The 17276-nt window shown below is 71.6% G+C and carries 15 protein-coding genes and 1 pseudogene; 9 read left to right on the top strand and 7 right to left on the bottom strand.

The window, feature by feature from the left end:
* Positions 1-24 precede the first annotated feature (24 nt).
* On the top strand, positions 25-1482 hold the full coding sequence (gene argG, locus IE290_RS02040; RefSeq protein ID WP_191242763.1) for an argininosuccinate synthase: 1458 nt from the start codon (positions 25-27) through the stop codon (positions 1480-1482).
* Between the two features lie 36 nt (positions 1483-1518).
* Here argG and IE290_RS02035 read toward each other — a convergent pair whose 3' ends face one another.
* On the bottom strand, positions 1519-2727 hold the full coding sequence (locus IE290_RS02035; RefSeq protein WP_191242762.1) for a cytochrome P450 family protein: 1209 nt from the start codon (positions 2725-2727) through the stop codon (positions 1519-1521).
* Positions 2728-2855: 128 nt separating this feature from the next.
* Here IE290_RS02035 and IE290_RS02030 point away from each other — a divergent pair, with 128 nt between their 5' ends.
* Together IE290_RS02030 and IE290_RS02025 are read left to right on the top strand one after the other, a co-directional pair.
* Entirely contained in the window at positions 2856-3464 is a 609-nt protein-coding gene (locus IE290_RS02030; protein ID WP_229874052.1) for a TetR/AcrR family transcriptional regulator, read from the top strand.
* Positions 3461-5056, top strand: coding sequence for an MDR family MFS transporter (locus IE290_RS02025; protein ID WP_191242761.1), 1596 nt, complete (start codon positions 3461-3463; stop codon positions 5054-5056). Before IE290_RS02030 ends, IE290_RS02025 begins: the two co-directional genes overlap by 4 nt.
* Before the next feature lie 4 nt (positions 5057-5060).
* Here IE290_RS02025 and IE290_RS02020 read toward each other — a convergent pair whose 3' ends face one another.
* The gene (locus IE290_RS02020) at positions 5061-6254 is read right to left on the bottom strand and encodes a hypothetical protein (protein WP_191242760.1); all 1194 of its coding nucleotides are present in this window, start codon (positions 6252-6254) and stop codon (positions 5061-5063) included.
* A gap of 82 nt (positions 6255-6336) precedes the next feature.
* On the opposite strand from IE290_RS02020, the gene IE290_RS37605 reads away from it, so the two are divergent.
* Positions 6337-7311 carry a GH12 family glycosyl hydrolase domain-containing protein gene (locus IE290_RS37605; RefSeq protein ID WP_229874051.1) on the top strand — a complete coding sequence of 325 codons (975 nt, stop codon included), beginning with the start codon at positions 6337-6339 and terminating at the stop codon, positions 7309-7311.
* Positions 7312-7329: 18 nt separating this feature from the next.
* Positions 7330-7425: pseudogene (locus tag IE290_RS38465) on the top strand (hypothetical protein); the annotation flags it as partial.
* Between the two features lie 227 nt (positions 7426-7652).
* Here IE290_RS38465 and IE290_RS37600 read toward each other — a convergent pair.
* Positions 7653-9863, bottom strand: a complete 2211-nt coding sequence (locus tag IE290_RS37600) for a serine/threonine-protein kinase (RefSeq protein ID WP_229874050.1) — start codon at positions 9861-9863, stop codon at positions 7653-7655.
* Positions 9864-10038: 175 nt separating this feature from the next.
* Here IE290_RS37600 and IE290_RS02000 point away from each other — a divergent pair, with 175 nt between their 5' ends.
* Both IE290_RS02000 and IE290_RS01995 read left to right on the top strand, forming a co-directional pair.
* Positions 10039-11163 (top strand): extracellular catalytic domain type 1 short-chain-length polyhydroxyalkanoate depolymerase, encoded by a 1125-nt coding sequence (locus IE290_RS02000; protein WP_191242759.1) that lies wholly within the window; start codon positions 10039-10041, stop codon positions 11161-11163.
* 23 nt (positions 11164-11186) lie between these two features.
* A complete protein-coding gene (locus IE290_RS01995; protein ID WP_191242758.1) occupies positions 11187-11981 on the top strand; it encodes an IclR family transcriptional regulator in 795 nt (264 codons plus the stop codon).
* 29 nt (positions 11982-12010) lie between these two features.
* Here the strand turns inward: IE290_RS01995 and IE290_RS01990 are convergent, their stop codons facing one another.
* From IE290_RS01990 to IE290_RS01980, 3 genes are read right to left on the bottom strand one after another with little or no spacing between them, the layout of a single operon-like run.
* The gene (locus tag IE290_RS01990; RefSeq protein ID WP_191242757.1) at positions 12011-12937 is read right to left on the bottom strand and encodes a hydroxymethylglutaryl-CoA lyase-like TIM-barrel protein; all 927 of its coding nucleotides are present in this window, start codon (positions 12935-12937) and stop codon (positions 12011-12013) included.
* The gene (locus tag IE290_RS01985) at positions 12934-14136 is read right to left on the bottom strand and encodes a CaiB/BaiF CoA transferase family protein (RefSeq protein ID WP_191242756.1); all 1203 of its coding nucleotides are present in this window, start codon (positions 14134-14136) and stop codon (positions 12934-12936) included. The genes IE290_RS01990 and IE290_RS01985 overlap by 4 nt, the downstream gene beginning before the upstream one ends.
* A gap of 16 nt (positions 14137-14152) precedes the next feature.
* Complete coding sequence (locus IE290_RS01980) at positions 14153-15511, bottom strand: GntP family permease (protein ID WP_191242755.1); 1359 nt, start codon at positions 15509-15511, stop codon at positions 14153-14155.
* 154 nt (positions 15512-15665) lie between these two features.
* Here IE290_RS01980 and IE290_RS01975 point away from each other — a divergent pair, with 154 nt between their 5' ends.
* Positions 15666-16145 (top strand): DUF2975 domain-containing protein, encoded by a 480-nt coding sequence (locus IE290_RS01975; protein ID WP_191242754.1) that lies wholly within the window; start codon positions 15666-15668, stop codon positions 16143-16145.
* Positions 16145-16393 (top strand): helix-turn-helix domain-containing protein, encoded by a 249-nt coding sequence (locus tag IE290_RS01970; protein WP_191242753.1) that lies wholly within the window; start codon positions 16145-16147, stop codon positions 16391-16393. The genes IE290_RS01975 and IE290_RS01970 overlap by 1 nt, the downstream gene beginning before the upstream one ends.
* A gap of 213 nt (positions 16394-16606) precedes the next feature.
* On the opposite strand, the gene IE290_RS01965 is transcribed toward IE290_RS01970, so the two are convergent.
* Positions 16607-17272 (bottom strand): DUF899 domain-containing protein, encoded by a 666-nt coding sequence (locus tag IE290_RS01965; RefSeq protein ID WP_191242752.1) that lies wholly within the window; start codon positions 17270-17272, stop codon positions 16607-16609.
* Between the last annotated feature and the right edge of the window lie 4 nt (positions 17273-17276).

Genomic DNA, 17276 nt, shown 5'->3' with positions numbered 1-17276 from the left:
CATCGCCATGCATATACTGTCCTCGTGTCCAAGGTGCTCACCTCTCTGCCTGTCGGTGAACGTGTCGGGATCGCCTTCTCCGGGGGCCTCGACACGTCCGTAGCGGTCGCGTGGATGCGCGAGAAGGGGGCGGTCCCCTGCGCCTACACGGCCGACATCGGGCAGTACGACGAGCCCGACATCGCCTCCGTGCCGGGCCGGGCCAAGACCTACGGCGCGGAGATCGCGCGGCTGGTCGACTGCCGGGAAGCGCTCGTCGAGGAGGGGCTGGCCGCCCTGGCCTGCGGCGCCTTCCACATCCGCTCCGGCGGCCGCGTCTACTTCAACACCACCCCGCTGGGCCGCGCGGTCACCGGCACGCTGCTGGTGCGCGCGATGCTCGAGGACGACGTCCAGATCTGGGGCGACGGCTCCACCTTCAAGGGCAACGACATCGAGCGCTTCTACCGCTACGGCCTGCTCGCCAACCCGGCCCTGCGCATCTACAAGCCGTGGCTGGACGCCGACTTCGTAACCGAACTGGGCGGCCGCACCGAGATGTCGGAGTGGCTGACCGCCCGGAACCTGCCCTACCGCGCCAGCACCGAGAAGGCCTACTCGACCGACGCGAACATCTGGGGCGCCACCCACGAGGCCAAGGCCCTGGAGCACCTCGACGCCGGCATCGAGCTGGTCGAGCCGATCATGGGCGTCCGCTTCTGGGACCCCGAGGTCGAGATCCCCACCGAGGACGTCACCATCGCCTTCGAGCAGGGCCGCCCGGTGCGGATCAACGGCAAGGAGTTCGCCTCCGCGGTGGACCTGGTGCTCGAGGCCAACGCGATCGGCGGGCGGCACGGCCTGGGCATGTCCGACCAGATCGAGAACCGGATCATCGAGGCCAAGTCGCGCGGCATCTACGAGGCCCCGGGCATGGCGCTGCTGCACGCCGCCTACGAGCGGCTGCTCAACGCGATCCACAACGAGGACACGATCGCCAGCTACCACAACGAGGGCCGCCGCCTGGGCCGCCTCATGTACGAGGGCCGCTGGCTGGACCCGCAGTCGCTGATGCTGCGCGAGTCGCTGCAGCGGTGGGTCGGCACGGCGGTCACCGGCGAGGTCACGCTGCGGCTGCGGCGCGGTGAGGACTACTCGATCCTGGACACCGCCGGCCCGTCGTTCAGCTACCACCCGGACAAGCTGTCGATGGAGCGGACCGAGGACGCGGCGTTCGGCCCGGTCGACCGCATCGGCCAGCTGACCATGCGCAACCTGGACATCGCCGACTCGCGCTCACGCCTGGAGCAGTACGCGGGCCTGGGCATGGTCGGCACCGGCGGCACCCAGCAGCCCTCGCTGGTCGGCGCCGCCCAGGCCGCCTCGACGGGCCTGATCGGCGCCATGACCGAGGGCGGCGCCGAGGTGATCGCCTCGCGCGGCGCCAGCGCCGAGGACGTCGAACTGCTCGACCACGCCGCGCTGGAAGCCGGCAACGACTGACGGTCCGGGGGGCGAGGCACCTCGCCCCCCGTCCGGTCAGCCCAGGTTCACCGGGATCGACAGCGGGCCGATCGTGAAGAACGACGGCGAGTACGGGATGTCGTCCGGATCGACGGCCAGGGTCAGACCGGGCAGCCGCCGGTACAGCGCGGCCAGCGCCAGCCGGCTCTCCAGGCGTGCCAGCGGCGCGCCGATGCAGTACCGCGGGCCGTGGCCGAACCCCAGGTTCGCGCCCTGCTCGCGGGTGATGTCGAACTCCCCCGCGGTCTCGCCGTACACCTCCGGGTCGAGCCCGCACGCCTGGTAGACCACGCCAACCGCGTTGCCCTTCGGGATGTCCACGCCCGCGATGGTCACGTCCGCCAGGGTGAAGCGGAAGCTGGTCATCATCACCGAGTGGCGGTAGCGGATCGTCTCCTCGACGACGTCGGCCCAGCGGTCCTCGCGCTTCGCCAGTTCGAGCTGGCCCGGGTTCCGCGACAGCGCGATGACGGCGTTGCCGAGCAGGTGGACGGTGGTCTCGTGGCCGGCGATCAGCATCAGCCACAGCACGCCGACCAGCTCGTCGGTGGTGAGCTGGTCGCCTTCGTCGCGGGCCTGGACCAGGCTGGTGGTCAGGTCGTCGCCGGGCTGGGCCTTCTTCCGCTCCACCAGGTCCCGCAGGTAGGCCATCAGGGCTTCCTGCGTCGCGAACGCCTCCTCCGCCGGGGTGGTGTGGGCCAGCAGCGTGGCGGTCCACCTCCGCAACCGCATCCGCTCCGGGCCGGGCACGCCGAACAGCTCGCAGATCACCGCCATCGGCAGCACCTCGGTGAACGAGGGCACCAGATCCACCCTGTCGCCCGCGGCCACGACCCCGTCGAGCAGCTCCTCGACGAGCGCCTGGATGCGCGGCTCCAGGTCGAGCACCCGCGCCGGGGTGAACGCCTTGCCGACCAGGCCGCGCAACCGCCGGTGGTCGGCGCCGTCCTTGGTCGAGAGGTGATCGCCCTGGACGATGCTGCGCAGCGGCCAGTCCGCGGGAATGGAGCCGTCGTGCAGCGCGGGCCAGTGCTTGGGATCGCGGGCGAACGTCTTGTTGTCGCCGGCGAGGACCTCCCGGACCGCGTTGTGGGTGAGCGCGAGGTAGGCGGGCACGCCGCCGGGGAACTCCGCGCGGACCACCGGGGCGATCTCGCGGAGGCGGAGGCACGTGTCGAGCGGTCTTTCGTCGGCGGCGGGAAACGCGGGGAGGCCAGTGGTCATGGCGGGAGCCCTTTCGGCACCGTGCGCCCCGTTCGGGCGCGGTACGTCAACCCAACCCCGGCCACGCAATCCGCCATTCGGGAATGGCTTTGCACTCTGGTGGCGAGAGTGCAACAATGCACTATGATATGAATAGTGCACCAACCGGCCGCTCCGCGCGGATGGCCGCCACCGCCGCCCGGGTGACCACCGTGGCGCGCCGGCTCACCGCCGAACGGGGCCTGACCGGCTTCACCGTCGAGGAGGTGTGCGAACGCGCCGGCATCGCGCGCCGCACCTTCTTCAACTACTTCGCCACCAAGGACGACGCCGTCCTGGGCCGGTCCGCGCACCGCGACGACGAGGACCTCGTGGCCGCCTTCCTCGCCGGCACCGCTCCCCTGCTCGAAGACCTCGCCCAGCTGACGGCGCAGCGCTGGGCCCGCGCCGACATGACGGTCGAGAAGTGGCGCGAGGTGCGGGCCGCCGTGGAACGGGAACCCCGGCTGCTCGCCAAGTTCCTCGACCAGCTCCTGCGCGACGAACAGTCCGATGTGGAGCTGGTCGAACGGCGGGAAGGCCTGCCGCGCGGCGATCTGCGCGCCGCGACCGCCGTCCAGGTCGTCGGCGCCCTGGCCGGCGCGGCCGTCCGCGAGTTCGTCACCGAGGGCAGCGCCACGCCCTTCGCCGACCTCCTCACGCGCCGGCTCGAGGCCGCGCGCACCCTCCTGTCCCCCGAAACCGAACGGACGTCATGACGAGCACCGCGCCCGCCCCGCTGCTGCTGACCCAGCGGCGGATCTGGATCATCTTCAGCGCCCTCATCGCGGGCATGCTGCTGTCCAGCCTCGACCAGACGATCGTGGCGACCGCGATGCCGACGATCGTGGGCGACCTCGGCGGCGTCGAGCACCAGGTGTGGATCACCACCGCCTACCTGCTGGCGACCACGATCGTGATGCCGATCTACGGCAAGTTCGGCGACGTGCTGGGCCGCCGGCGGCTGTTCCTCGTCGCGATCGCGCTGTTCACCCTCGCCTCCGTCGGGTGCGCGTTCGCCACCGGCTTCTGGGTGTTCGTGGTGTTCCGGGCGCTGCAGGGCTTCGGCGGCGGCGGGCTGATGATCCTGTCCCAGGCGATCATCGCCGACATCGTGCCCGCCAACGAGCGCGGCAAGTACCTCGGCCCGCTCGGCGGTGTTTTCGGGCTCTCGGCCGTCGGCGGCCCGCTGCTCGGCGGGTTCTTCGTCGACCACCTCACCTGGCAGTGGGCGTTCTACATCAACATCCCGGTCGGCGTCGCGGCGTTCGTCATCGCGCTGCTCGCGCTCACCCTGCCGAGCAAGAAGGCGACCCAGCCGATCGACCTGGCCGGCGTGGTGTTCCTGTCGCTGGCCACCACGTGCCTGATCTTCTTCACCGATTTCGGCGGCGACTCCGGCCACGGCTGGGCGGCGCTGGAGACCTGGGCGTGGGGCTTGGGCCTGCTCGTGTCGGCGGTGGCGTTCGTCGTGGCCGAGAAGCGCGCCGCGGACCCGATCATCCCGCTGAGCCTGTTCCGCAACGGCATCTTCGTCAACGCCACCGCGATCGGGCTGGCGCTGGGCCTGGGCATGTTCGCCGCGATCGGGTTCGTGCCGACGTTCCTGCAGATGTCGGCGGGCACCTCGGCGGCCGCGTCCGGCCTGCTGCTCCTGCCGATGATGGTCGGCCTGATCGGCACCTCGATCGTGTCCGGGTCGGCGATCACCAAGACCGGGCGCTACCGCGTCTACCCGATCCTGGGCACCGTCGTCACCGCCGCGGCGATGGTCCTGATGACCACCCTGGCCGCGGACACGCCGATCTGGCTGATCTGCGGGTACCTGTTCGTGTTCGGCGCCGGGCTCGGGCTGATCATGCAGGTCGTCGTGCTGGTGGTGCAGAACGCGGTGCCCGCCGCGATGATCGGCACCGCGACCAGCACCAACAACTACTTCCGCGAGGTCGGCGCGGCGCTGGGCACCGCGGTGTTCGGCACGATCTTCACCACGCGCCTGACGGAGAACCTCAACGGCGTCTTCACCGCGGCCGGCGCCTCGGCCGCGGACGCCTCGGCCACCACGGCGACCCTCGACCCGGCCGCGCTGAACCAGCTGCCCGAGCCCGTGCGCGACGGAGTGGTGACCGCCTACGCCGACGCGCTCGCCCCGGTGTTCTGGTACCTGCTGCCGTTCATCGGGATCGCGTTCGCGTTGTCGCTGGTGCTCAAGCAGATCCCGCTGTCCGACGTGGCCGGGCTGGTCGCCCGCGGCGAAGCCATCGGCGGCGAGGAGGCCGAACGCTTGGAGGCGCAGCAACGCCGCGGGTGACGCCTCAGCGGCGCCCGTCGAACACCGGACGCAGACGGCGTTCCAGCTCCGAGTCGTCGACTGCCAGCGTGAGGCGGGAATCGCGGCCCTGCAGCTGGAACGGGCAGGTGTCCGCGCCGCCGCGGGTTCCGGGGAGGGTGAACTCCGCGACCTTCGCACCGGTGCGCGCCTCGCGGACCGCGACGCGGTAGACGCTGTCGTACAGGTCGAAGGTGACCGGGACGCCGCTGCCCGATCCGGCCGGCTCGGAGGTGTAGCGGCAGGTCACGTCCCGGCCGGTGTCGCCGGTGATCCCGATGTGCACGCACACGACGAGGTGCGCCGACTTCGCGGGGAAACTCTCCGAGGTGTGAGGGGCCGCCAGGCTCCGGGACAGGAGGAGTTCGTCGTGCACGAACTCCTCCTCGTCGTAGTTCTTCCGGCCGGTGTAGGTCACGACCGCCATCGGGTGCGGCCCGGGACCCGTGTATACGGGCGCGTCGTCGTTGAGGACGTAGAGGTTCGGGGACCGGCACACCGCCGGGTCGAGGTAGCTGGAATCGCCGAGCGAGGACGGCGCGGACGGCGGCGGCAACGGGGCGAGCACGCCCGTCTCCGGGGGGCCGCCGGGCCGGTCCGGCGGCCACGTGCACGGGCCGGCCAGGGTGATGGTGAACCGCGGGCTGTTCCGGGCCAGGTGCACGCGGACCACGGTGCCGTCGCCGCCGGAGCCGGTCACCGTCCGGGTGTCGTCGGCCGCCCAGCGGCGGTCGTCGTCCTCGAACGCGTCCTCGAAGCCGTTGCGACCCATCCAGGTCTGCAGGTCTTCGAGGAACTTCTCGGTCTGCTCGCCCGCGGTCACGGTCGCCTCCGCCCGCGGCACGACGCCCCAGTCCGGCCCGCCGGGGCAGCCGGCGGCGCGCGAGCGCACCGGAGCGGCCACCTGCGCGTCGGGTTCCAGCACCTCGGTCGCGAAGCGGGACAGGTGCTCGGCGAGCCGGTTCTCGAACTCCACGGTGGTCACGGCGGGCTCGGGCACCGGCGGTCCCGGATCGGGCGTCGCACAGCCGGCCAGCACGAGGCTCGCGGCCAGGACCAGCCGGATCGGCGCCACCACTCGTCCCCTGGTCACATCGCCCCCCAAGATCACCGGCCCGACGTGCTCCACCGTGCTGGCACCGGCGGGCGAAGTGGCCCAGAAGACACTTTCCCGTGACATTGATGTGATCTTGCCGTTATCTGTGCTAGCTTTCCGAACCGTTCGGCTGGGGGACCACCCGACAGGTACGGAAGACGCACACATGAAACGCACGATCCCGGCGGTGCTGCTCGCCGCTCCCCTGCTCCTGCTCAGCACGACCGCCTGTGAGCCGGGCAGTTCGTGGGCGGCGCAAGCTTCCCGCGCCAGCCATGCGCACTCGTCCAGCGCGGCCCCGGCGCCGACCACGACGACCGCCGCGGGCAGCAGCGCGCCCAGCACGTCGAGCAGCAGCGCGGCGCGGGAAAGCACGACGTCCCAAAGCACGACGTCCCAAAGCACAACGTCCCAGAGCAGGACGTCCCAGAGCACGACGCGGTCGGTGTCCGCCACGAGCACGCCCGCCGCGGCTGCCCCGGCCCCGGACCGGACCTGCACCGACCCGGTGTTCACCACCAGCGACCCCGACGGCGGCTGGTCCGACGGCGGCTACTACGTGCACAACAACATGTGGAACCAGGCCGAGGCGGGCCCGGAAACCCTCCACGCCTGCTCCTTCGACAACTGGTACGTCGACTCCACCCAGACCGACACGACGTCGGTGAAGACGTATCCCAACGTCCACAAGGACATCAACGACCTCAACGGCGCCCCGCTGTCCGACTACTCGACGATCACCTCCACCTTCGCCGGGCGCGGGCCCGCCACCGGGATCTACGACGTGGCCTACGACATCTGGCTCAACGGCGTCGGCCAGCAGCCCGGGGTGACCGAGCTGATGGTGTGGACCGAGAACCACAACCAGGTGCCCAACGGCGACAAGGTCGCCACCTACACGGCGGGCGGCGTGACCTACGACGTGTGGTACGACGGCGGCGGCTACCTCGCGTTCGTCGCGCAGACCACCCAGTACTCCGGCAACCTCGACCTCAAGGCGATGATCGGCTGGGCGGTCGGCCGCGGTTACATCCCGCCGAACCCGACGGTGAATCAGATCGGCTACGGCATCGAGTTCTGCTCCACCAACGGCGTCCCGGCCCGCTTCACCCTGTCGGGCTTCTCCGTGACGATGAACTGACCCGGCACCGGGGGTGTTCGGGACGCGCCGCTGATGATTGTGGGCGGGGGCACCAACGAGATCCAGCGCAACCTCATCGCCCGCCAGCTCGTCCAGCGGAGCCGGCGTAGGTGAGCAGAGGCGCGTCGAGCTCCGGGGAACCGGCGGGTCGCGCCGCAGGTGTTCCCGGTGCCGCTGGGCGCGCGGGCACGACCGGCAGCAGGTACCGCACTGCCCACCGGTCAGGTCCGCGACGGGCACACCTCGGCAGCTCGTCCGGCCGGCGCGTGGCGGCGAGCCTGGTGTGCAGGTCATCCAGCCGCGCGTGGGGAAGCCGAGGGTCCGCGAGCCACCGCGCCCGCTCAGTGCGGCCGGCTGAGGTCGCCCGCCCGGAAGGTCTTCACCGTGCGGCTGACCGGCCCGTCCAGTGCTTCCTTGCTCGCCCGCGGGTAGACCCACCGCAGGGTGGCCGTCGAGCCGGGGCCGACGAAACCGCGCTCGTAGAAGATGCGGCCATCGCCGCGGTAGCCGGAGATCGTGTACAGCTCGCCCTCCACGCGCTGGACCGTCACCTGCCCGCCCTCGGCGCGGATGTCCTCCGCCGTCGAGGCCAGGACGTCGGCGGGTGAGCGGCCGCTCGGGTTGTTGGCTCCCCACACCGTCATCGCCGCCCCGAGGCTCGGGTCGCTGAACTCCATGCCGTCGCCGCCCGGCGGGGCGTAGGGCTGCCGCTGGTACCCCTCGGGCACCAGGGCCGTGAACCCGAACCGCGCGTTCGTGTAGGTGCCGTCGTCCGCCGGCGGCGTGGACGACGGGACACCGCCGCCGCGGCCGAGCATGGCGAGCAGCTCCGGCCGGAGCAGGTCCGCGATCTCCGCATACGGAACCGTGATCGTCTCCTGACCGGAGGCCGTGTCGCAGCCGAGGTCGGAGTACCGCACCAGGAAATCCACCCCGGCGTTCGTGAACACGACATCGGCGGCCGGCACGTGGTCGCCCCCGCCGGGCGTGTCCGCGGTGTCGATCGACGCCGGTGCCCCGGACCCGCTGACGCTGACCCGGCGGCAGAACCCGTTCGCCGAGTGCGCCACGAGCCGTTCGGTCAGCGTCGCCATGCCCTGCGCGGTCAGCACGTCGTCGCGGAAGATCTCCCGCGGCCCGAGGACCCGCCCGGTGGTCAGGTCGACGGTGACGCTCTCCGGGAACCGCCAGCTGGCGTGGGACAGGAAGTCCGAGTCGAGCGCGTGGTCGTAGCGCACCGACACCAGCCGGTCGGTGCGCAGCGTGACGACCGCGGTGGTGCGCACACCCACGGTTTCGCCCCGGCTCCGGATGTCGGCGAGGATGTCCGGATCGGCCAGCCCCGCCCGCACCGACCGCAGGCGCTCATCGACCGGCGCCCGCAACGCGGCGTTGATCCGATCCTGGACGGCGGCGTCGGCGTGCCCGGTCACCCGGGGGTACTGCAGGTCGTAGGTGATCGGCAGGGCGGTGTCGGCGCCGGTCGTGGTCTCGATGGCGACGGTGAGCACCGGCGGCGGCGGGTCGTCGAACTGCTGGTAGACCAGGAATCCGCCGACGGCGAGCACCGCGGTCACCAGGACGCCGATGACCACCTTGCCGATGGTCGTGGCCGCGATCCCGGCTCCGGCCGGCGCGGCGGCGGCGACCGGGGCCGCCGCGGAGCCGGCGGTCGCGAGCAGCGCGAGCGGTGTGAGGGCGGTCAGCGCGGCGACGGGAGCGGCGAGCCGCTTCCAGCCGCGGCTTTCCCAGTCCGCGCCGTAGGCGGCGCGCGCGGTGGCCTCGAGTTCGGCCACGAACGCCTCGGCGGTGACCGGGCGCTGCCCGGGGTCCTTGGCCATGCCGCGCGCGATGAGCGCCCGCAGCGGCTCGGGCACCGCGTCGAGCGGTACCGGCGCGGACTGGTGCAGCGCGCGCAACCGTTCGGTGGTGTCCGCCTCGAACGGCCGGTGCCCGGTGACGCATTGGAAGAACACGCAGGTGGCGGCGTAGACGTCGGTGGCGGGCATCCCCGGCAGGCCCGCCCACTGTTCCGGGGCCATGTAGGAGGGCGACCCGGCGGCCAGCCCGGCCTGACCGTCCAATGTGGCCAGTCCGAAGTCCACCAGCTTGGACTCCCCCGCCTGCGACACCAGGACGTTGCCCGGCTTGTAGTCGCGGTGCACGACGCCGACGGCGTGCGCGGCCGCCAGCCCCAGCAATGAGCCCTTGAGGATCGCCAGCGCCGATTCGGGCGCCAGGGTCTTCTCCGCGGCCAGCAGCACGCGCAGCGAGACCCCGGGGACGGCCTCCATCACCAGCGCGGCGCCCTCCGGGCGTTCGACGAACTCGTGCAGCCGCGCGACGTGCGGGCTGCGCACACCGTGCAGCAGGTGCGCCTCGCGGCGGAAGCCGCCGAGGATCCCGGGGTCGGTCAGGAACTCGGAATGCAGGTACTTGATCGCCACGAGCTGCCCGGAGGCGTCGTGCTTGGCGAGCACGACGTGGCCGAAGCCGCCGGTGCCGAGCACCTCCAGTTCGGTGTAGCCGGGCACTCGCCACCGCTGGTCCATGATCCGGTATCAGAGCACGAACCGGCCGGTCGCGCCACCGAAACCGCGGGATTCGCGGTGGTGACCGCCACCATGATCGGCGCGGCGATTGTGTTGCCCGGCAACGCGGTCGCAGCCCGGATCGGTTCTTACCATCAGCGGCACCGGTTTCCGACCTCGACGTGGAGGTGTGCCGATGCGCCGCGCCCTGACCGCCCTGCTGACGCTCGTCCTGGCCCTGCTCGGCCTGGCCCCTCCGGCGCAGGCCGCCACGCTGCAGGAGGTGACCGGCTTCGGCTCGAACCCGGGCGGTCTGCGCATGTTCCGCTACGCCCCCGACGGCCTGCCCGCCGGCCGCCCGGTCGTCGTGGCCCTGCACGGCTGCACCCAGAACGCGACCGGCTACGCCACCGGCACCGGCTGGATGAAGCTGGCCGACCAGTGGCGCATTTCGGTCGTGTTCCCGCAGCAGAGTTCCGCCAACAACGCCAACAGCTGCTTCAACTGGTTCGAACCCGCCGACACGCGCCGCGGCTCGGGCGAGGCGTTGTCGATCAAGCAGATGGTCGACCGCACGAGGGCCGACCTCGGCGCATCGCCGGCCTACGTCACCGGGCTGTCCGCCGGGGGCGCGATGGCCGCGGTCATGCTCGCCACCTACCCGGACGTGTTCGCCGGCGGCGGGATCGTCGCCGGGCTGCCCTACGGGTGCGCGACCTCCACCGTGACCGCGTTCAGCTGCATGAACCCGGGCACCGATCAGGCCCCGGCGCAGTGGGGCGACAAGGTGCGCGCCGCCGCCGACCACTCGGGCACGCACCCGCGGGTGTCGATCTGGCACGGCACCGCCGACACCACCGTCGCCCCGCGCAACGCCACCGAACTCGTCGAGCAGTGGACCGACGTGGCCGGCACCGACCAGACGCCGGACGTGAGCGACACCGTCGCCGGCTACCCGCACCGGGTCTACGGCGGCGTGGTCGAGTACTTCCAGATCACCGGGATGGGACACGGCCAGCCGGTCGACCCGGGCACGCAGGCCACACAGTGCGGCACCGCCGGCGCCTACCTCCTCGACGTGAACATCTGCGCGGCCTACCACATGGGCCGCTTCTGGGGCATCGCCGACGAGGGCACCGGCCCCGGCACGCCGACCTACAGCGACACCGCCGTCGGCACCGCCACCGACCACTACGTCGCCGGGCGGGTGGACGTCACCGAGTACACGACGCTCGGCGCCCGCTACGGCTACACCGCGCCGATCACGCTGTACCTGTGCGGCGCGAACTGGACCGACCGCGCCGATTGCACGCCGATCTGATGCTGGTGCCGTATTTTCTGCCTATGAGCACCGCGGACGAGCGCAGGGCGGACGGTGAGGGCGGTCAGCGTCCGCTGCTCGTGCTGGGCAAGATCGTCGACATCCTGGACGCGTTCACCCTGCACCAGCCCTCGCTCACGCTGCGGGAGCTGCAGCAGAAGACGGGGCTGCCGCAGTCGACGGTGCAGCGGCTGGTGACGAACCTGGTCTCGCACGGTTTCCTCGACCGCGCCGGGGACGGGTTCCGGCTCGGGGTGCGGATGGCGTACTGGGGGGCCGCGGCGGGCAAGGACCTCGACGTGCTGTCGGCGGTGAACCCGGTGCTGAAGGACCTGCGCGATGCGACCGGTGAGACGGCGTGCTTCTTCCGCGCGGAGGGGCACCACCGGGTGTGCATCGCGGTCGCGCAGACGCGGCACGCGCTGCGCCGGGAGATGTCGGTCGGCAGGATCGCGCCGATCACGGTCGGATCGTCCGGGCGGGTGCTGCTGGCGTGGTCGCCGGGCCTGGCGGAGGAGGTGCTGCGGGAGGACCTGCCGCAGCTGACCGAGAGCACGGTGACCGACCGGGACGAGCTGCGGCGCCTGATCAAGCAGACCGCGGCCGACGGCTACGCGATCACGGTGGGCGAGCGCGTGGACGGCGCCTCCGGCCTGGCCGCGCCGGTGTTCGATTCGGCGGCCGACCTGGTCGGGGCGCTCATGATCAGCGGCCCGACGATGCGCATGCCGTACGAGAAGTGCCTGGAATGGGTGGACGTGCTGGTCGAACACGCCGAACGGATCACGCGGGCACTGGGCGGCCGCTTCCCGGCCTGAGCCGCTCACGGGTCATCGACCGAGGAACCTCACCGGCAGCTCGCCGCCTCGCCGGTCGCCCACGGGAACGCCGTCGCGCTCGTGCGGGCTCCCTGCGCGGCCCGCGACCGGTTCGGCTCGCCCAGCTCGTCCAGCAGGTCACCGGACAACCGCACGATCCGCGCGAACGACGACGGTGTGAGCCACGACGGCCGCATCGCGAACAGCAGGTCCTCGGTGGCGGCGTTCCCGCTGGCCCCGGGCGCGAAGGGACATCCGCCGAGCCCGCCCAGCGCACCATCCACTTCGGACGCCCCCGCCGCGATCGCGGCCAGCGTGTTGGCCACGCCCAGGCCCCACGTGTCGTGCCCGTGGTAGACGATGCGCCGCGCGGGTGTCTCCGTCTCCACCCGCCTGACCAGGCTCGTCACCTGCGCGGGCACGGCCTGCCCGAGCGTGTCGCACAGCACGATGTCCCCGGCGCCCTCGGCGCGCGGGTCGCGCGCGATCGCCAGCACCCGCTCCTCCGGCACCGCGCCGGTGAACGGGCAAGTGAACGACGTGGCGACGCACAGCTGGATGCGGCCACCGGCCGCGGCGGCCGCCGCCACCGCCCGTGGCATCGCCGCGAGACTGTCCTCAGTGGAGCGTCCGAGGTTGGCCTGGTTGTGCGCGTCCGAGGCGGACAGGCAGTACTGGAAGTTCACCGCCCCGGCGTCCGCGGCGCGTTCGACGTGCCGCGGCGTGGCGACCCACACCCAGCAGCGCGCCAGCTCGCCCGGCTCCAGCGACCTGATCACGTCGAGCGTGTCGGCCAGCGGCGGCACCAGGTCCGGGCGCGCCATCGAGCCGATCTCGATGCTGGGCACCCCGGCGTCCAGCAGCTCCCGGATCACCGCGACCTTGCGTGCGGTCGGCAGCGGTTTCCCGGTGAGCTGCAGGCCGTCCCGCAGCGTCACGTCCCGCAGATCGGTCATTCCCGCGCGTCCTTCCGGCCCAGCAGGTGCAGGATCTCCTCGGTGTGCTCGCCGAGCTTCGGACCCGGCGTGCGCAGGGGCAGCGACTCGGTGCCGATCACCGGAACCACCCCGGGAAACCCGATCGGCACCTCCTGCCCCGTGCCCGGGTCGACCTGCAGCGGCTGGATCATCGCCCGCGCGCGGTACTGCTCGTCGGCGCAGATGTCGGCCGCCGTGTAGATCGGACCGGCCGGCACCCCGGCCTCGTCGAGCACCTTGAGCACCTCGTCGCGGTCGCGGCCGCGGGTCCACTCCCCGATCGCCTCGTCCAGCTCGTCGCGCCGCGCCCAGCGGCCCGCGTTGTCCGCCAGCCCGGGGTCCTCGGCCAGGTCGGGACGGCCGATCGCGTGCATGTAGCGGCGGAAGATCGAGTCGCCGTTGCCCGCGATCACCACGCTGGCGCCGTCGCCGCATTCGTAGGCGTTGCTGGGCGCGATGCCTTCCATCCGCCCGCCCACGCGCTGCCGCTCGACCCCGTAGGCGAGGTGGTCCGGGACGAGCGACTCCATCATCGAGAACACGGCCTCGTGCAGCGCGACGTCGACCACCCGCTCGCGCAGCGGCCTCCGCCTCGGCACCACGGCACGCTCGTACAGCTCGACCATCACCCCGAACGCGGCGTACAGCCCGGCGATCGAGTCCCCGATGGACACCCCGATCCGCGACGGCGGCCGGTCGGCCTCCCCCACCAGGTTGCGCATGCCGCCCATCGCCTCGGCCACCGCGGCGAACCCGGGCCGTCCGGCCAGCGGCCCGGTCTGGCCGAACGCCGAGATCCGGGCGAGCACGACGTCCGGATTGACCCGTTCCAGCTCCGCCGGTCCCAGGCCCCACTTCTCCAGCGTGCCGGGGCGGAAGTTCTCGATCACCACGTCGCAGCGGCGCACGAGGTCGAGCACGATCTCCCGCCCCGGCGCGGTCCGCAGGTCGACCGCGAGCGACTTCTTGTTGCGGTTGACGGTGTGGAACAGCATGGACACCGTGCCCGCGTAGAGCCGCCAGCTGCGCAGCTCGTCGCCGCGACCGGGGCGCTCGACCTTGATCACCTCGGCGCCCAGGTCGGCGAGCAGCCGCCCGGCGGTCGGCCCGGCGATGTAGTTGCCGAGCTCCAGGACCCGGATCCCGCGCAACGGCAGGTGTGCGTGTTCGGTGTCCATCGGAACCCTTCCGTGCCTAGAGGACAAGGTTGAGGGCCAGGATCGGGCCCAGCGCCACCACGGAGGCGACCGAGACGCCGACCGAGACGGTCTTCAGCGCGCCGCGCGTGGTCTGCCCGAGCAGCGACTGCAGCAGCCAGAACGTGTTGCTGGTCAGGTGGACCATGAACAGCGATCCGGCGCCCGCGGCCAGCGCGATGAGGACCGGGTCCAGCCCGAGCGACGGGGCGATTGGGGCGAGCAGGCCGGCCGAGGTGATCGCCGAGATCGTCACCGAGCCGACCGCGATGTGCAGCACCGCGGCCATCAGCCACACCAGCAGCAGCGGCGCCCAGGTGCCGGCGGAGAAGTACTTGCCAAGGATGTCGCCGAGCCCGGCGGCGGCCAGCACCGCGGCCAGGCAGCCGCCGACGCCGTTGAGCAGCAGGATCTGCCCGCTGTCGCGCAGGCCCGAGCCGAGCGCGGACTCCACCGCGGGCTGTCCCATGAACCGCCGCCCGATCAGACACGTGCCGACCAGACCGAGCAGCAGCGCGACCACCGGGCTGGACAGGAACGCCACGACCGGGTTGGACCACTCCAGCATCTCGGCCACGGCACCCGTGGCAATCAGCACCAGCGCGCCGAGCAGCGGGCTGAACACCACCGGCAGGGCGGGCGGCTTGCGCAGGTCCGCCGCGGCCACCGTGCCCGGACCACCCCGCGGCGCTTCCGCGGCCACGACCTCGTCGGCCATCTCGTCCTTGGCCGGGTCCCACCAGCCGCGCGCGAAGAGCACCGACATGATCGCGATCGCGACGGTCACCGTCGGGATGACCACGACGAGCCCGAAGAGCAGGTACTTGCCCAGCGGCACGTGCAACAGCCCGGCCAGCGCCAGCGCGCCGACGCCGGGAACGGTGAACACGATGCCGCACTCCAGCGCGATCGCCAGCGCGGTGGCCATGCGCGCGAGGCCGCGCGGGCCGAGCCGCTTGCCGATCCCCCTGGCCAGCGGACCGGAGATCACCAGCAGCACGTCGAGGAAGATCGACTGCAGCACGGTGGTGATGGTCAGCGCCATCGCATACGGGATCCGGCGCGGGCCGAACACCTTGAGCAGCTTGTCCACCAGGCGTTCGATGGCCCGGAGATCGCGCAGGATGGCGCCGATCAGCACGCCGAACGCGATGAGCAGGCCGATCTCGGCCATCACGTCGCCGAAGCCGGTGGTGATCTCCTCCACCGTCCTGCTCACGCCGAGCCCGGTGGACAGCCCCAGGTAGCAGGAGCCGAGCACCAGCGCGATGACCGGGTTGAGCCGGAAGCGGACGATCAACACCACGATGGCCGCGACCGTGACCCCGGTGTTGATCAGTGTTGCCGTGTCTGACATGCGGTTGTCCTGTCGCTCGTGCCTCGTTGCACTGACCTCCGCATTATGAACATAGACCCACCATGTGGGTCAATACCAAGGTCAACATCGCCGGGTAGCCGAGAAACGACAGCAATCAATTGATTTTCGATAGATACCGCGCGATACTCGGTGCATGGTCGCTGAACGCTGGGTCGTCCCCCTCCTCCGGATCTTCCTCGTGGCGCTGTTCGGGATCCTGGTGCTGTTCCAGGTGATGTCGCTGCCCGGGCAGTTCGCCCACATGGCCCGCGAGAACCCCGACCTCGCCTACCTGAGATGGCCGGCCACCGCCGTCACCGTGTTCTGGGTGCTGTGCGTCCAGGTGGTGATCGTGGCGATGTGGCGGCTGCTGACGATGGTGCGCGCGGACCGCATCTTCAGCGAGGGTTCGATGCGGTGGGTGAACGTGATCGTGGGGGCGATCGCCGCCGGGTGGCTCGTGCTCGTCGCGGTGTTCCTCTACGTCGGCTTCAACGCCGACGACCCCGGGCTGCCGCTGGTGCTGTTCCTGCTGGTGGTCGGGGTCGCCGTGGTCGGCCTGCTGATGGTCGTGATGCGCGCGCTGCTGCGGCAGGCGACCACGCTGCGCACCGACATGGAAGCGGTGATCTGATGCCGATCGTCGTGCGCATCGACGTCCAGCTCGCCAAGCGCAAGATGAGCGTCGGCGAGTTCGCCGAGCGCGTCGGGATCACCCCGGCGAACGTGGCGGTGCTGAAGAACGGCCGCGCGAAGGCGGTGCGCTTCTCCACGCTGGAGGCCATGTGCCGGGTGCTCGACTGCCAGCCGGGCGATCTGCTGGAGTGGGTCTCCGACAGCGATTCGGAGGTCGCGGACCAGGCGGGCACCCTCAGCCCGTGACGGTCAGACCGGGCTCGAGCGGGAGCGCCGCCGCGCCGAGCCCGGCCGTGCCGTAGATCAGGAGCATCCCGCGACACCAGCACGGCCCAGTAACCCCGGCGCGGCGGCCGCGACGACGTTCGCCACCGTCAGCAGCGCCAGGAAGGCGCACAGCATCCACCTGCGGTCCAGGCGTCCGGTCGGTGGTCGATCTTTCGCCGCGCGGCGAACGGATCAGGCCGGGTAGTCGTCGTGCCAGTGCCACCACTCGTACGGCGGCGTCCGCGGGTAGCCCTCGGGCGAGTCCTCCCAGGTCTCCTGCCGTCCGAGCGCGGTGATGTCGAGGTAGCTCCAGGTGCCGCCCATCGCCTCGTCGCCGCGGTTGTTGACGAAGTAGGTGCGGAACACGCGGTCGCCGTCGCGGATGAAGGCGTTGGTGCCGTGGTAGTCGGCCACCCCGAAGTCGGTGTCGAAGTCGTCCAGGATGGTGTACCAGGGCATCGTCCAGCCCATCCGCGCCTTGACCCGCGCGATGTCCGGCTGCGGCGCCCGGGAGGCGAACACCAGGGTGGTGTCGCGGGCGTTCAGGTGGGCGGGGTGCGCGACCTGGTCGGCCACCATCGAGCAGCCGACGCAGGCGTGGTCCGGCCAGCCGTGCACGCCGGGTTCGAGGAACGCCCGGTAGACGATCAGCTGGCGGCGGCCGTCGAACAGGCCGAGCAGGGTCGTGGGCCCGTCCGGTCCGTCGAACCGGTACTCCCGGTCCACCTCGGTCCACGGCATGCGGCGGCGCGCGGCGGCCATCGCGTCCTTGGCGCGGGTCAGCTCCTTCTCCTTGACCAGGAGCTCCCGCCACGCGGTCTCCCACTCCTGCCGCGAGACGATCGGGGGTGTCCTCATCGGA

Origin of the sequence: Amycolatopsis deserti, from assembly GCF_014653945.1 — a bacterium.
GTDB classification, from domain to species: Bacteria; Actinomycetota; Actinomycetes; order Mycobacteriales; family Pseudonocardiaceae; genus Amycolatopsis_E; species Amycolatopsis_E deserti.
The sequence above is the reverse complement of the archived record's forward strand: the minus strand, read 5'-3'. Positions and strand labels throughout refer to the sequence as shown.

What these genes read in the sequence shown, in the direction of transcription:
- IE290_RS02035 (WP_191242762.1), bottom strand. Translation starts at nt 2,727, where the DNA reads ATGACCACTGGCCTCCCCGCGTTTCCCGCCGCCGACGAAAGACCGCTC.
- IE290_RS02030 (WP_229874052.1), top strand. Translation starts at nt 2,856, where the DNA reads ATGAATAGTGCACCAACCGGCCGCTCCGCGCGGATGGCCGCCACCGCC.
- IE290_RS02025 (WP_191242761.1), top strand. Translation starts at nt 3,461, where the DNA reads ATGACGAGCACCGCGCCCGCCCCGCTGCTGCTGACCCAGCGGCGGATC.
- IE290_RS02020 (WP_191242760.1), bottom strand. Translation starts at nt 6,254, where the DNA reads ATGTCACGGGAAAGTGTCTTCTGGGCCACTTCGCCCGCCGGTGCCAGC.
- IE290_RS37605 (WP_229874051.1), top strand. Translation starts at nt 6,337, where the DNA reads ATGAAACGCACGATCCCGGCGGTGCTGCTCGCCGCTCCCCTGCTCCTG.
- IE290_RS37600 (WP_229874050.1), bottom strand. Translation starts at nt 9,863, where the DNA reads ATGGACCAGCGGTGGCGAGTGCCCGGCTACACCGAACTGGAGGTGCTC.
- IE290_RS02000 (WP_191242759.1), top strand. Translation starts at nt 10,039, where the DNA reads ATGCGCCGCGCCCTGACCGCCCTGCTGACGCTCGTCCTGGCCCTGCTC.
- IE290_RS01995 (WP_191242758.1), top strand. Translation starts at nt 11,187, where the DNA reads ATGAGCACCGCGGACGAGCGCAGGGCGGACGGTGAGGGCGGTCAGCGT.
- IE290_RS01990 (WP_191242757.1), bottom strand. Translation starts at nt 12,937, where the DNA reads ATGACCGATCTGCGGGACGTGACGCTGCGGGACGGCCTGCAGCTCACC.
- IE290_RS01985 (WP_191242756.1), bottom strand. Translation starts at nt 14,136, where the DNA reads ATGGACACCGAACACGCACACCTGCCGTTGCGCGGGATCCGGGTCCTG.
- IE290_RS01980 (WP_191242755.1), bottom strand. Translation starts at nt 15,511, where the DNA reads ATGTCAGACACGGCAACACTGATCAACACCGGGGTCACGGTCGCGGCC.
- IE290_RS01975 (WP_191242754.1), top strand. Translation starts at nt 15,666, where the DNA reads ATGGTCGCTGAACGCTGGGTCGTCCCCCTCCTCCGGATCTTCCTCGTG.
- IE290_RS01970 (WP_191242753.1), top strand. Translation starts at nt 16,145, where the DNA reads ATGCCGATCGTCGTGCGCATCGACGTCCAGCTCGCCAAGCGCAAGATG.
- IE290_RS01965 (WP_191242752.1), bottom strand. Translation starts at nt 17,272, where the DNA reads ATGAGGACACCCCCGATCGTCTCGCGGCAGGAGTGGGAGACCGCGTGG.